This is a genomic window from Undibacterium sp. Tian12W (genome assembly GCF_049339405.1).
Taxonomy (GTDB): Bacteria; Pseudomonadota; Gammaproteobacteria; order Burkholderiales; family Burkholderiaceae_D; genus Undibacterium.
In genome coordinates, this window is sequence record NZ_JBMPPK010000001.1 from 378944 (window position 1) to 392404 (window position 13461).

Here is a 13461-nt window from a genome sequence, read left to right on the forward strand (position 1 = left end):
ATCTCCGATTTGCCAAAGGCAAACTGAATATGCAAGAACTGAGATGCGACGGTCACTTCAAGTACCCGTGAGTTACCCGTCAGTTACCCGCCCTGGGCACCCAGAGCCAGGCTTTATCATTGATCCTGACAGCCTTTGGTATCAGTTTATTTTGATAAAACAGGTCAGCAATTTCCTGCTGGCGGCTGACCACGGTGGCGTTCAATGGCATCACGCCATAGCGGCTACGCTGCTGCCAGGTGGTGATTACTTCCAGTGGCATGCCTAACTGACCAGCGATAGTGCTGGCCAATTGTTGTGGATGCTGATTGGCCCACACGGCAGTAGCGGCAAGTTCTGCAAGAATGGTATTCAATGCCTGCGGATTTTTTTCCACCAGGCGGCGCGATGCCTCATAAAAACTATTCGCAGGCAGCAGCCCCTGATGATCTGCCAGCACCCTGACAGGCAGACTATGCTGCACCGACGCCAGATAAGGGTCCCAGACTATCCAAGCATCGATATTGCCACTGACAAAAGCAGCGCGTGCATCTGCCGGTGATAAATAGATAGGCTGTATGTCTTGCATACCCAGGCCCGCCTTGCGCAAGGCTGCCAGTATCAATAAGTTAGAACTGGAACCTTTTTGAAAAGCCACCTTCTTGCCCTTGAGTTCAGCAACTGTCTTGATGGGTGACTCTTTAGGCACCAGGATAGCCTCACATGCTGGCGAAGACGGTTCTGCACCGACATACAACAAATCCACCCCGGCAGCCTGGGCAAATATCGGTGGTGGCGCACCGGTCAAACCAAAATCGACATTCCCTGCATTCAAGGCTTCCAGCAATTGCGGGCCTGCCGGAAACTCTATCCACTTAACCTGCAACTTCTGCGCAGCAAGTGTCTTTTCCAGCGTGCCCTGGGCTTTCAGGATGGATAGCAAGCCACTACCTTTTTGAAAACCTATGGCGATCAGTTTGTCGTCTGCTGCCATTGAGGGGAGGCTGATTAGTAAAATAATTTTGAACAAAATAAAAAGAGACAGTTTTTTCATACATCACTTTCGAATTCACGACTTGATAAATTTAAATACATTTGAATACAGGCTAAGCGCTCTCGCGCTCCAGCATTTCACATTGCAAGAGATTCAGCCTTTGCACCTTGTCACTGGCCTCTATTTCACCCAGGCTTTGCAAAATGCGAAGAGCAGCGATTTCACCTATCTCTTTTGCAGGCGGACGGATGGTGGTCAGGCTGGGCAAGAGCATGGATGACATCGCATAGTCACCAAAACCCACAATCGCACATTGTTCAGGCATGCGTATGCCTGCTCTTTGTCCGGCCAGTATGGCCGAGGCTGCCAGATTGTCATTGGCAAAAATGATGGCTTCGGCAGCATTGCGTTTGCGCGTAGCCAATGCTTCCATCGCTTGCTTGCCTGCGTCAAAAGGTGTGGCAGCAGTAGGCAAAAAGAACCATGGCTCCAGCCCCGCTTCGCGCATGATGCTGGCATAGCCATCGCGTCTGTCTATCGCGCTCTCATCACCGGCAACGCTGTTTTGTACAAAGGCGATGCGCTTGTAGCCCTTCTTGAGCAGGTAACGTGCGGCCTGCTTGCCTACCTCTTCATGTGAAAAACCTACCTGCATGTATTTGCGGCGCGGCTGGTAATCCCAGGTTTCTACCACCGGGATATTCGCGGCATTGAGTAACTGCACAGTGCCCTTGGTATGGTATTGCCCCGTCACCACCAATGCAGCGGGTGACCAGCCCAGGAAAGTACGCACTGCGGCTTCTTCCTGCTCAACAGAAAAATAACTCGACGCCAGCAACAACTGATAGCCATGCGCAGTCAGTACATCGCTAAAGCTCTGTATGGTATGCGCAAAAATTGGCCCCGAGATATTGGGAATAACCATGCCAACAATGCGCGCATGCGCAGACTTGAGCCCGCCTGCAGCCAGGTTGGGAAGGTAATTCAGGCTTTTCACTGCCACCGCAATGCGCTCGCTGAGCGCAGCCGACACCAGCGCGGGCTGCTTGAAATAGCGTGACACCGTAATGGAACCCACCCCGGCAACCCGCGCCACATCATGAATAGTCGCCCGGCCAGAGCCGCGACTCTGACGTACTTTATTTTCTTTATTCATCTCTGCATATTTTTAAAAGACATATCGATGATTGTTTTAATTCTTTGACGAGATGCACAGGCATCACAGAAACTAAATAAGTGGTATCGATACCATCGGATTCTAGCAGCGGCAGCAGTGCGGACGAAGTCGCATTTAGTTTGATGCTTATTACCAATTCGACTAAGCCAACGAAGTGACCAAAAAAAGTTTTAATCAAAGGAAAGCGTATGAAAGTCAATGCAAAAAACAAATTATCGCAACAGCGACGCTATCAGCAATTGGGCATAGTGCTGGCAGGTGCGGCTCTGAGCATAGGTACGGTTGCTGCGGAAGAAAGCAGCCCGCGTCCTTCGGCTGAAGAGCAGGCCACACTGCCATCTGTCACCGTCACCGCAACCAGGCGAGAAGCTTCTTTACGTTCAGTGCCAGTAGCCATTTCTGTCTTGAATGGTGACTTGCTGGAGCAAGCCAACCGCAACAGCATAGACAGCATTGTTGCTGAATTGCCGAGTGTGAATTTTCGCCAGCAGGGTGGCAACAAGGACTCAACAATCTTCGTGCGTGGCATAGGCACCATCTCCACTTCTCCGGGCGTTGAACCTACGGTTTCTACCGTGGTGGATGGCGTGGTATATGCACGCCCCGGCCAGGCGACGCTGGACCTCCTTGATATAGACCGCATAGAAGTGTTACGCGGCCCGCAAGGTACGCTGTTTGGTAAAAATGCATCTTCAGGTGTGTTCAATATCCTCAGCCGCAAACCTTCTATAGAAACCACAGGCTTCATTGATGCCTCTTATTTTGAAGGCAATGAAAAACGCCTGCGCGCAGGCGTCTCGGGCACACTGGCCCCCAATTTATTGAGTGCATCATTCACTGTGCTGGACAGCTCCTATGAAGGCAATGTCGATAACCTGAGTACGCAAAAGAAGGTGAATGGCTATGACCGCAAGGGTGCGCGCGCCAAGTTTCTGCTGACACCGAACAATGACCTGGACATCAGCGTGATTGCTGATTACCTGCGTTCAAACAGCTCACCCACCTATGTCGTGCTGCAATCCACCAATGCCCCGCTGCTACAGGCAATTTCACCGGTTAGGCCGGGCCTGGACAATCGCCAGGTTGTCTATGATTTGCCAAATGCGATTACTGATTTCAATAAAGGTTTATCGGCACAGGTGGATTGGCGCAATCAGGGCTATACCTGGACATCAATTACAGCGGCAAGACAATGGGACAATGAACAACGCACCACGACGTCTGCGATAGGCAATAGTGCAGATGTCACACGCATCAATGCGGCCTTCCCGGCCACGCGCGATATAGGCACTTTGCACTACAGCCAGTTCTCACAGGAATTGCGGCTGGCCTCACCTAAAGATGCCGCCTTTGAATATGTGGCTGGTGCCTACTACCTGCACGGCAAGGATGAAGAAACTTATCAGCGCATCGTGACTACCTCGCCAAGCGCCATCAATTACGGCTATGCGCCCTACAGCGTAAAGACGGATAGCTATTCCCTGTTTGGCGAAGGTAATTATAAATTCAGCCCGGACTGGAAACTCCTGGCTGGCCTGCGCTGGACGCGCGATGAAGTGGCCTATGAACATGCGCGCATATCTACCCAGACTGTTGCCTTCCCGGGCGTGCAACCAGCGACTGCAAATGCTGGTTCCACCACAGAAAGTGCATTCTCAGGGCGCATAGGCTTGCAATTTGATATCAGCAAAAGCATCAGCAGTTATGCCACCTTATCGCGCGGCTACAAGGGCCCTGCGTACAACGTATTTTTCAATATGCTCAACCGTGACACCCTGGCTTTGAAGCCAGAGCTGTCAGATTCATTTGAAGTAGGCATCAAAGCCTTGCTGCTGGACCGCAAACTCAGCTTTAATGTTGCAGCTTTCCAGACTAACTATTCCAATTACCAGGCCAACTTTTATGACACTGTCGCCGGTGCCGTTGTCACCCGCCTCATCAATGCAGGTGAAGTATCTACCCGTGGCGTGGAACTGGAAGTGGAAGCCAGGCCAATACCCCGCCTGAACCTGAGCGCATCGCTGGCCTATATCGATGCACGCATAGACCAGTTCAATTGCCCTGCCGCTGCAGCAGCGTCCTGCAACTTGAATGGCCAGACCTTGCCGTTTTCACCAAAGTGGAAATCTTTTGCCCGCGCCAGTTATGCCATACCGCTCAACAATGGTTTGCAAGTGGATGTGGCCACCGACTTTAGCTGGCAAAGCAAGGTGCAGTATGACTTGTTCCAATCCACGACCACCATACAGGGAAGCGTAGGTTTATGGAATGCCAGCGTGGCATTGTCGGCCCCAGACAATGGCTGGCGCCTGGCCTTGATCGCTAAAAACCTGGGCGACAAATCTTATGCGACCAATCTGGTGAATGGCACCAATACCGTGACGCGCGCGGTACCACGTGATGACCAACGCTATTTTGGCGTCAATCTCAGGAAGGACTTCTGAGCTCATGGCGACACGTCAATTAAAACTGGGCGCATTCCTGCTGCATAACGGCCATCATGTGGCGGCCTGGCGGCATCCGCAGGCCGACAATGGCAGCAAGCCATTTGCGCTGTACAAAAAACTGGCGCAGACTGCCGAACGTGCCTGCTTCGACGCAGTATTTTTTGCCGACAGTGTTGCCCTGAGCAGTGGAGTCGGTGGCCTGGAACCATTGACACTGCTGTCAGCACTTGCCGCTGTGACTGAACATATCGGCCTCATAGGCACGGCCACCACGACCTATAACGAGCCATATCACGTCGCCCGCAAATTTGCCTCGCTGGACCGCATCTCTGGAGGTCGTGCAGGCTGGAACCTGGTGACCTCGGACAATGCCAGCGAAGCCGCCAATTTTGGGCGCAGTGAGCATGTTGCACATGGTGAGCGCTATGCCAGGGCCAGAGAATTTCATCAGGTAGTGCAAGGCTTGTGGAATAGCTGGGAAGACGACGCCATTCTGAGTGATAAAGAAAATGGCATACAGTTCAACAAGGAAAAACTGCATGCACTGAATCACCGGGGCGATTATTTCTCGGTGGCTGGCCCCTTGAATGTCAGCCGCAGCCCGCAAGGCCACCCCATCGTCGTGCAGGCAGGTGGCTCGGAAGCGGGTAAAAACCTGGCGGCAGAAACTGCGGATGTGGTGTTTACCGCCCACCCCAATCTGGCATCTGCCCAGGCTTTTTACCGTGATTTGAAAAGCCGGGTAGTCCAGGCAGGCCGCGACGCCGATAGCTTGAAGATCATGCCCGGCCTGTTCCCCGTGGTGGGGGAAACCCTGGAAGAGGCACAGGAAAAATTCCAGACATTGCAAGACCTGGTAGTACCCAACGACGGTCTGGCGCTACTGGGCCGCATGATAGGCAATTTTGATTTGTCAGCCTACCCGCTGGATGAACCTTTGCCAGAATTGCCCTTGACGGACAATGGTCAGCAAAGCCGGCAAAAATTACTGACCCAACTGGCACAGGGCGAAAACCTCAGCATACGTGAACTGTATTTGCGCATCGCAGGTGGCCGTGGTCACTTTACGCTGATAGGTACGCCTGAGACGATTGCCGATCAAATCCAGCTATGGTTTGAAAATGAAGCTGCCGATGGCTTCAATATCATGCCGCCTTATTTACCAGGTGGTTTCGATGATTTTGCTGAACTGGTGGTACCTGAATTGCAAAAGCGCGGTTTATTCAGATGCAGCTATGAGGGTATTACCCTGCGCGAAAATCTGGGTCTGGCTTTTCCAAAGCATAGGCAATGACACTAAACTCCTTCATCAAAAATTACTTATGAAAGCTGGTGATGCCTACAAAAACACTGCGCCTGTTCTTCACTGTCTGCACGCTGTTTTCTCCATTATGGGTAAATGCGCAAGACAACCGCATTGACCTGATACGGCCAGATGCACCAGAGCTGGCAGCCTACGGCCAGCATAAAGTGGGCATCACCAGCCTGAACCTGAGTAACCCCAGGCAACTGGATATCATCAATAGCAAGGCGGGCGCTGAGCCTGTGTATTACGATAGGCCATTGACAGTAGAAGTCTGGTATCCAGCCACATTGAAAGCGCAACAAGCGGCTGGTGGCAAGTACCAGACTTACCTGCGCGATGGCAAGACTGAGATCAGCCTCAGTGGCCAGGCAGTGCGCGATGCAGTACCGGATGCGCAACATGGCCCCTACCCGCTGCTGATCGTCTCGCACGGTTACCCCGGCAACCGCTTCCTGCTCAGTCATCTGACAGAAAACCTGGCCAGCAAAGGCTATGTCGTGGTGGCGATTGATCATACTGATAGCACTTACAGTGACCTCAAGGCTTTTTCCAGCACCTTGTTGAACCGTTCACTGGACCAGTTGTTTGTACTGAACCAAATGGCAGCCTTGAGCAAACGCAACGCGACAGGCAGGTTCACCGGTCTCATCAACGCCGACACTACCGGCCTGATTGGCTATTCCATGGGTGGCTATGGCGTCGTCAATACCATAGGTGGTGGCCTGAACGAAGCCAGCGTCAACGCCGCCTTCGTGCCAACCAAGGCGCTGGCGATACGCCAGGCAGGCGATGCCAGCTATCTTGCCTCACAGGACAAACGTATCAAGGCAGCAGTTGCATTTGCGCCCTGGGGCTGGAATGCAGGCTTGTGGGACGCCGCTGCTTTATCTGCCATACGCACACCGATATTCTTTATCGCAGGCAGTGCTGACGATGTCTCAGGCTATGCGCCAGGCGTGCGTAATATCTATGAAAACAGCGTCAATACCCAGCGCTATTTACTAAGCTTTGAAAATGCCAACCACAACGCAGGAGCGCCGATACCAGCACCAAAAGAATCATGGTCAGCCATCGCTGGGCTAAAGAAAATACCTGCAGAAAGCTATATAGATGCCGTCTGGGACAACACCAGGATGAACAATATCTCTCAACATTTTCTGACTGCCTTCCTCGCCAGATATCTCAAAAACGACAGTAGCATGGATGCCTATTTGAACCTGACAGAAAATGCCCGTGACGGTAAATGGAGTACCCAAGAAAGTGGTGAGCCAAAACCAGACCACACTTACTGGAAGGGCTTTCTTGCGCGCAGTGCGATAGGCTTAAGACTTGAACAAAAATCTGCTACATCAACAGCCAGATAAAGCTGGTATGTTGGCAGATTTATTGATGTCCGGACTACATTTTGAATTTAAAACCTAAACTTCAATAATCACTTTCAGTGCGTGGGTATCTGCAGCATGTGAAAATGTGTCATAGGCGTCCAGGATATGATCGAGACTGAAGCGATGTGTGATCAATAGCTGTGGGTCGATTTTTTTGGATGCCACTGATTTAAGCAACATTGGCGTGCTGACTGCATCGACCAGGCGGGTGGTAATCGTAATATTGCGATCCCACAGGTTTTCCAGATGTAAATCAACTTTTGTCCCATGTACACCGATATTGGCAATCGTTCCACCCGCGCCGATAATCTGCTCGCACAGCTCAAAGGTCGCAGGAATACCCACGGCTTCAATAGCAGTATCCACTCCCCGACCATGGGTCAGTGTCATGACGGCTTCTGCTGCCTTGCCGTCGGCGCTATTGAAAGTGCTTGTCGCACCAAATTTGCGGGCGACTGCAAGACGATTATCGTCCAGATCAAGTACTATGATTTCAGCAGGAGAATAAAACTGCGCCGTCAGCAATGCAGCAAGGCCAATCGGCCCGGCACCGACTATGGCTATGGTGCTACCGGGTTGTACTTTGCCATTCAAGACCCCGCATTCAAATCCAGTAGGCAGGATATCGCTGAGCATGACCAGTGCTTCTTCATCTGCTCCCGCTGGGATAGGATAAAGGCTGGTATCGGCGTATGGAATGCGGACAAATTCAGCCTGCGTACCGTCTATCGTGTTTCCAAGTATCCAGCCGCCCGTAGTACAGTGCGAGAACATCTGTTTCCGGCAAAATTCACATTTCCCGCAGGCGCTGATACAGGATATCAGCACATGGTCGCCAACTTTAAAATTGCTGACAGCCGCGCCTGTTGATTCAATAACTCCTACGCCTTCATGACCGAGGATGCGTCCAGGTTGGCAACTGGCGACATCGCCTTTTAATATATGCAAATCAGTACCACAGATCGTTGTTTTGCTTAGTCTTACTATCGCATCTGTCGGTGCGATGATTTCTGGCTTTGTCCGGTTTTCAAGGGATTTTTTTCCCGGGCCCTGATAAACAAAAGCTTTCATGAGCTATCTTTCAATGGTGAATGCAGTGGATGAGTGAATGACTTGATGACTACTGGAAAGCAGATCACGCAGCAGCGAGATAAAGGGACCTGAGCTTTAATAAGCACCTCATGATTACAAGAGCGTAAACATTTAACTGTTCGGTACAGCGCATAGATGCAAATGAGTTAGGTTCGCTGCCACACAGACCACGCGACATGATAAGCGCACTGTGACCAGAAGTATGGCTCTATCTGGCAATCATGCACGCACCATACTTATACATGCGCAAGCCAAAGACATTGATATACATCAAGCAAGCAATGATTGAATACAGTTTTAATCGGTTAGGAGTTGTCGCGCAGTTGTTAAAAGATTTTTGAACGATTTTTGAACTTCAGACATTAGTGTCTGGCGTGACTGAAATAAACTGTCCTGGTCAGTCCAGGAATTGAGAGGATAAGATGTCATCACCAAGACCGCAAACAGTTGCAGTTAAGGCGTACAAATTGAAACTGCGTCGTCAAATGAAACTGGAGCCTGCCGCTCGTGCAATACTGGAAAACTGTCTTGAACAAATCCGGGACAACTATGCAGCAATCAAAACTGGGGCAGATCCTGATTGTATTCGCCAAATGCATGTAGGCCTGCGTCGTCTACACTCAGCATTAAAAATCTTTGATCATTCAGTTAGCGTTCCTGAGAAATTACAAGCAGAGCTGGATTATCTCTCGAAGAAATTAGGCGAGGCGCGCGATTGGCAGGTATTTTCTGGCTTTACCCTCGTCGCAATCGAAGTCATCGCTCCGACAGAGGCACAGCTATCGCGCTTGCAACAGGCCGCTTTGCGTATCGCAGAAAAAAAGCAAAAAGGAATTTACACCACACTGAAGAGCAGTCGTTCAGAGCGACTGATGTCTGCGTTATCTGCGTGGCTTGAGAAGTCGGCATTAATTGAAACAGATAAGTCTTTGAAGAATAAGCATTCCACTGAAAAATTAGTTTCATTTGCGCAGGAAGTTTTATTTCATCAGCATAAGAAGTTACTCAAGCGTGGCAAGAAATTATTTAAAGCAGAAGCTGGCGCAGATCCGCGGACAAATCATCAATGTAGAATTGACATCAAAAATGCTCGTTATACATGCAAGTTTTTGGAGAATTTATTTAATCAAAAAGATATCAATGTATATATCAATTCTTTAAGCACCCTGCAAGATATTTTGGGCAATATCAATGACGGCGTAGTTGCGGGCAGATTACTTCAGGATATGGATCAAGGTATAGCTAAGCGTCAGGATAATCATACAGCGGCCATCAATTTTTCCATGGGTTACCTGCTGTCTCAAGATCAATTACAACAGCAGAAACTGCGCTCAAACTGGAAGAAATTTAAGGATATCCATTTGCCTTAACCTAAATAAACACAACTGCAAAGCGGATAAAGGTATATCAATCTGCAAAGTTTCTGCTACAGCACTTTAGTCGCCCCGCTGCAGTTCCACCATGACTGCGTTCTGGATATTTTCCATAGTTTTGTCTTTCTGCATTTTTTGCAGAACAGCCGTCAACCCCGGCACTAACGCCTCATGCTTCTTGTTGAGATAATGAAAGACCGGAAAGGTAGCCAAAGGCGGCGTCAATATCGTTACATCCGTTTGTTTCATTTCAGCCAAGGCCGCGAGGCCAGATATGCGGTTTGCTACAACTATGTCTGAACGGCCCAGCAACATTTTTTGAAATGCCTGACGTACAGTAGGTGCTGCCTCCAGCTTCATTCCTACCGTGTTTTGTTCGATAATTTTAATGCCCCGGACAAAACCTATCGTATAGGGCCGCAAGCTCTCCCAGCTATTGACAAGAAAATGCGTGCCGTTGGTAAAAATAACAATTTCATAAGTCAACAATGGGACCGGTACGATAACCAGATTAGGATAATCTCTTTCCATCCCCAGCTTACGGTACAACTCGCCGTCCATTTCTCCGTTGTTTGCACTGCGCAAGGAACGCTCGCCTGGTAAATAATGGACATTCAAATGCCAGCCCAGTTTGCGATAAGCGGTGTCAATAATTTTTTCAACGATGAGCGTAGCAGGATCTTTTTCGATAAGGGTAGAAATTTGCAGCGTCTTGCTTTCTTGCGCCATGACATTAAACGACATAAGCCCTGGCAAAGATACAAGTTGCAATAATGTTCGCCGCCGCATATCCACTCCTGTTATTCCAAGGATCTTCTGTCCCTTTGTACAGCATAGATTAATTTTGATCAAAGGCATACAGATTTCATGCATAGGCAATGACAATGGATGCCATCAAGAACTGAGTTCAATTATCTCTGGTGAACCATGCCGCGGGTTCCTTTTGATAAAACGCTAATAACTTTCTAGTTTGAATCTAGCTTCATATCATTGCGGAAAAATTCGTAATTATTCCTGCCTGCAGTTTTCGCACGGTACATAGCAGTGTCCGCGTTTTTTATCAAGGTTTCTGCATCCTCGCCGTCTCCCGGATAAAGGCTGATACCGATGCTTGCCTGTGCATATAAATTCTTTTGCTCATGCTGAATTGGGAGAAGTAATGCTGTCCGTATTTTTTCTGCAATCAGCGCGGCATCTTCTGCATACTTGCCCCCGACTAAAAGAATGACGAACTCATCACCACCATACCTGCTAACAGTGTCAGAACTACGGACACAATCACCGAGACGCCGGGCCACAGATTGCAATAATACGTCACCGCTGGCATGTCCCATTGAATCGTTGATATGCTTGAAATTATCGAGATCCAGAAACAATACAGCAAGTCGTGTATCGTTTCTCTTGGCCAGATGAATTGCCTGCGCTATACGGTCACTGAGCAGAGTGCGATTAGGTAAATTAGTGAGGGCATCATGTTGCGCCAGGTGGGTCATTTTGACAGTCACAGCCTGGGCGACACTGACATCATGGAACACAATGACCGCGCCAGCAAGTTTGCCATCATAGTCATGAATAGGTGAAGCAGAATCTTCGATGTGGACTTCACTGCCGTCTTTCCGTATCAGTAGAGTATTTGCAGGCAGATCTACAATTTCATTTTTCTTCAAAACAAGTTCCACAGTATTGATTTCTACTTGCCGGGTTTTGCCATTAATTGTTTTAAAAATTTTTTCTATCTGGTGTCCATGTGCATCTGCCTTATCCCATCCGGTGAGCTCTTCCGCGGCGCCATTGAGAAAATCAATTTGCCCATTGATATCTGTGCATATGATCGCGTCACCGATTGAATTCAATACGATTTCAGCCCGTGCCTGTTCCTGGTAAAGCTGTTTTTCTACATTCTTGCGGAGAATAATATTTTGTAATGATTGAGGAACCAGGCTGTTGACAAAATAACCCTTTGACAAATATCCTTGCGCGCCAAGTTGCACAGCTTCAATGGCAGCGGCTTCTTCTTCCTGTGCACTCAGGGTCATGATTGGTATAGTGGGGAAAGCTGAAAATAAATCTTTAAAAGTATTGATTCCCTGGCTATCAGCCAGTGACAAGTCCACCAAAATCAAATCGATGTCAGCTTTTTGCAGTCGTAACAAGCCCGCATCAAGCCTGCTCAGGCATTCTGTAAGAAAAGGACCATCTCTTGAGTGCCTGAGTGCATCCTCCAATATCTTTGCATCGCCAGAATTATTGGTAAGGATAAGAATACGATATTCCATAGAACCTACTTTTCTAACGATAAAATGGATGCTCTCAAGAAGGACATGAGCAACTAACCTGGCTTTGTATTGGCTCACTATTGGCTCAATATTGGCTCGATATTGCTTTATAGCGGGCTTGCCATTCCCTCATATAAAAAAACCGACTTTAAGATATATATTCACCAGACTGAATTGAACGGCGCGGCAAATCTATGATGAACAGGCAACCATGACCTGGCGCACTCTCGACTGTGAGCAAGCCTCCGTTTGCTTCTACACTACGTCTGGCAATGGATAGCCCTAAACCCAGCCCGCTCTTGTTCGCGCCACTTTGGGTGAATGGCAGGAAAATTTCGCGCGCAGCCTCTTCGCTCATACCAGGGCCGCTGTCCTGAACCTTGATCTGTATGCGTTCAGCAGTTGCATCAACACTGAGCGTGACAAGCCCATCTTTGCCACTGAATTTAAAAGCATTCTGCAACAAATTGCCAAGCGCCGAAAACAGCAAGTCCTTGTCAACATCCACCATCAGTATTGAAGAAGCTTGCTCAACGTGAAATCTGCAATGCAACATTTCGGCTTCCAGCGAAGCCGAATACTTCACCTCACCGATAAAATTGGCAAGACCAAAAACAGCGCGGTGCAAAGTCATGCCAGGTCCGATACGGACCTCTGCAAGTGAGCGGTCAATCAGCCTGCGAAGCCCAACCAGGCTGCGGTCCAGAACGCCTCCGGTAGAACCCATCAGACCAACATGACCAGTCTTGATAGCAGCCAGCGCGAGCATTGCCGTGTTCAGATGATTACGCAACTCATGTGCGAAGAAACCGAGGCGTTCATTTGTCTGCAACGCTTGTTCATCAGCGATGACCAGGTCGCGATGCTCACTGAATGAAGTCACCGCATCAGCAATGCCATTATCCAGACAACGATTGAGTGTACGGAATTCGCTGATTTCAAATTTCTGTCCAAGATCCATAGAGAGATCAGATACCGCCTGGCAGACATCGCCATAATTATGGACAACTTCATTAATCGTATAACCAAGCGTCAAGAGATCTACGCCATGAATTGCCGCAGATACACCAATTTCGGCATGACGATCAGGATCGCCAGAGGCAGGGCCAGACACAGCCATGGCTATCGCTGCCTCCCCTTTGCTTTCGGCTTGCAGGGTTCGTATCAGCTGGTTGAGGAACATGGGGACACCTTGTTCCATTTGCTGCGTGTTTGGTGGTGTTCTGTTCGGGCGGCTTGCAACTTTTTCGCGGCATCGTCGCTCAAGTTCGGCCCGGTTGGCGATTAAAAAATCGTGCATCATGGAAGACCTCATAGGTTTCCCATGCCTGTCAATTGAAGGCCTGCGACAAGTGCTGCCGTTTTGGGGATTTACGTCAATACATATTGACGCATCTTATAATATTAGATGGTCAATCTCGCAAGGTCTGTG

General features: G+C 49.2%; 10 protein-coding genes. 4 read left to right on the top strand and 6 right to left on the bottom strand.

Translation table 11 applies throughout. The annotated features are described in order from the left end of the window. Positions 1–79 precede the first annotated feature (79 nt). Together ACO0LI_RS01590 and ACO0LI_RS01595 are read right to left on the bottom strand one after the other, a co-directional pair. Positions 80–1033: a sulfonate ABC transporter substrate-binding protein gene (locus ACO0LI_RS01590; RefSeq protein WP_423030310.1), complete on the bottom strand. Its 954-nt coding sequence runs from the start codon at positions 1031–1033 to the stop codon at positions 80–82. 52 nt (positions 1034–1085) lie between these two features. Next, positions 1086–2129, bottom strand: a complete 1044-nt coding sequence (locus tag ACO0LI_RS01595) for a LacI family DNA-binding transcriptional regulator (protein ID WP_423030312.1) — start codon at positions 2127–2129, stop codon at positions 1086–1088. A 209-nt stretch (positions 2130–2338) separates the two neighbouring features. Here ACO0LI_RS01595 and ACO0LI_RS01600 point away from each other — a divergent pair, with 209 nt between their 5' ends. The 3 genes from ACO0LI_RS01600 to ACO0LI_RS01610 are packed head-to-tail and all read left to right on the top strand — an operon-like array spanning position 2339 to position 7267. After that, the gene (locus tag ACO0LI_RS01600; protein WP_423030314.1) at positions 2339–4594 is read left to right on the top strand and encodes a TonB-dependent receptor; all 2256 of its coding nucleotides are present in this window, start codon (positions 2339–2341) and stop codon (positions 4592–4594) included. A gap of 4 nt (positions 4595–4598) precedes the next feature. Then, complete coding sequence (locus tag ACO0LI_RS01605) at positions 4599–5891, top strand: LLM class flavin-dependent oxidoreductase (protein WP_423030316.1); 1293 nt, start codon at positions 4599–4601, stop codon at positions 5889–5891. A 41-nt stretch (positions 5892–5932) separates the two neighbouring features. Further along, positions 5933–7267: an alpha/beta hydrolase family protein gene (locus ACO0LI_RS01610; protein WP_423030318.1), complete on the top strand. Its 1335-nt coding sequence runs from the start codon at positions 5933–5935 to the stop codon at positions 7265–7267. 54 nt (positions 7268–7321) lie between these two features. On the opposite strand, the gene ACO0LI_RS01615 is transcribed toward ACO0LI_RS01610, so the two are convergent. Beyond that, a complete protein-coding gene (locus tag ACO0LI_RS01615) occupies positions 7322–8359 on the bottom strand; it encodes a zinc-dependent alcohol dehydrogenase family protein (RefSeq protein WP_423030320.1) in 1038 nt (345 codons plus the stop codon). A gap of 443 nt (positions 8360–8802) precedes the next feature. On the opposite strand from ACO0LI_RS01615, the gene ACO0LI_RS01620 reads away from it, so the two are divergent. Beyond that, positions 8803–9750 carry a CHAD domain-containing protein gene (locus ACO0LI_RS01620; protein WP_423030322.1) on the top strand — a complete coding sequence of 316 codons (948 nt, stop codon included), beginning with the start codon at positions 8803–8805 and terminating at the stop codon, positions 9748–9750. Between the two features lie 66 nt (positions 9751–9816). Here ACO0LI_RS01620 and ACO0LI_RS01625 read toward each other — a convergent pair whose 3' ends face one another. The 3 genes from ACO0LI_RS01625 to ACO0LI_RS01635 all read right to left on the bottom strand — a co-directional run bounded on the left by ACO0LI_RS01625 (position 9817) and on the right by ACO0LI_RS01635 (position 13329). Beyond that, positions 9817–10611 (bottom strand): substrate-binding periplasmic protein, encoded by a 795-nt coding sequence (locus tag ACO0LI_RS01625; RefSeq protein WP_423030324.1) that lies wholly within the window; start codon positions 10609–10611, stop codon positions 9817–9819. Between the two features lie 107 nt (positions 10612–10718). After that, the gene (locus tag ACO0LI_RS01630) at positions 10719–12107 is read right to left on the bottom strand and encodes a diguanylate cyclase domain-containing protein (protein WP_422949632.1); all 1389 of its coding nucleotides are present in this window, start codon (positions 12105–12107) and stop codon (positions 10719–10721) included. Between the two features lie 70 nt (positions 12108–12177). Further along, the gene (locus ACO0LI_RS01635) at positions 12178–13329 is read right to left on the bottom strand and encodes a sensor histidine kinase (RefSeq protein ID WP_423030326.1); all 1152 of its coding nucleotides are present in this window, start codon (positions 13327–13329) and stop codon (positions 12178–12180) included. Positions 13330–13461: the final 132 nt, after the last annotated feature.

Bases quoted from the DNA above. Each gene is read 5' to 3' on its own strand.
- ACO0LI_RS01620 (WP_423030322.1), top strand. From the start codon at position 8,803: ATGTCATCACCAAGACCGCAAACAGTTGCAGTTAAGGCGTACAAATTG.
- ACO0LI_RS01610 (WP_423030318.1), top strand. From the start codon at position 5,933: ATGCCTACAAAAACACTGCGCCTGTTCTTCACTGTCTGCACGCTGTTT.
- ACO0LI_RS01615 (WP_423030320.1), bottom strand. From the start codon at position 8,359: ATGAAAGCTTTTGTTTATCAGGGCCCGGGAAAAAAATCCCTTGAAAAC.
- ACO0LI_RS01590 (WP_423030310.1), bottom strand. From the start codon at position 1,033: ATGAAAAAACTGTCTCTTTTTATTTTGTTCAAAATTATTTTACTAATC.
- ACO0LI_RS01635 (WP_423030326.1), bottom strand. From the start codon at position 13,329: ATGCACGATTTTTTAATCGCCAACCGGGCCGAACTTGAGCGACGATGC.
- ACO0LI_RS01595 (WP_423030312.1), bottom strand. From the start codon at position 2,129: ATGAATAAAGAAAATAAAGTACGTCAGAGTCGCGGCTCTGGCCGGGCG.
- ACO0LI_RS01625 (WP_423030324.1), bottom strand. From the start codon at position 10,611: ATGCCTTTGATCAAAATTAATCTATGCTGTACAAAGGGACAGAAGATC.
- ACO0LI_RS01600 (WP_423030314.1), top strand. From the start codon at position 2,339: ATGAAAGTCAATGCAAAAAACAAATTATCGCAACAGCGACGCTATCAG.
- ACO0LI_RS01605 (WP_423030316.1), top strand. From the start codon at position 4,599: ATGGCGACACGTCAATTAAAACTGGGCGCATTCCTGCTGCATAACGGC.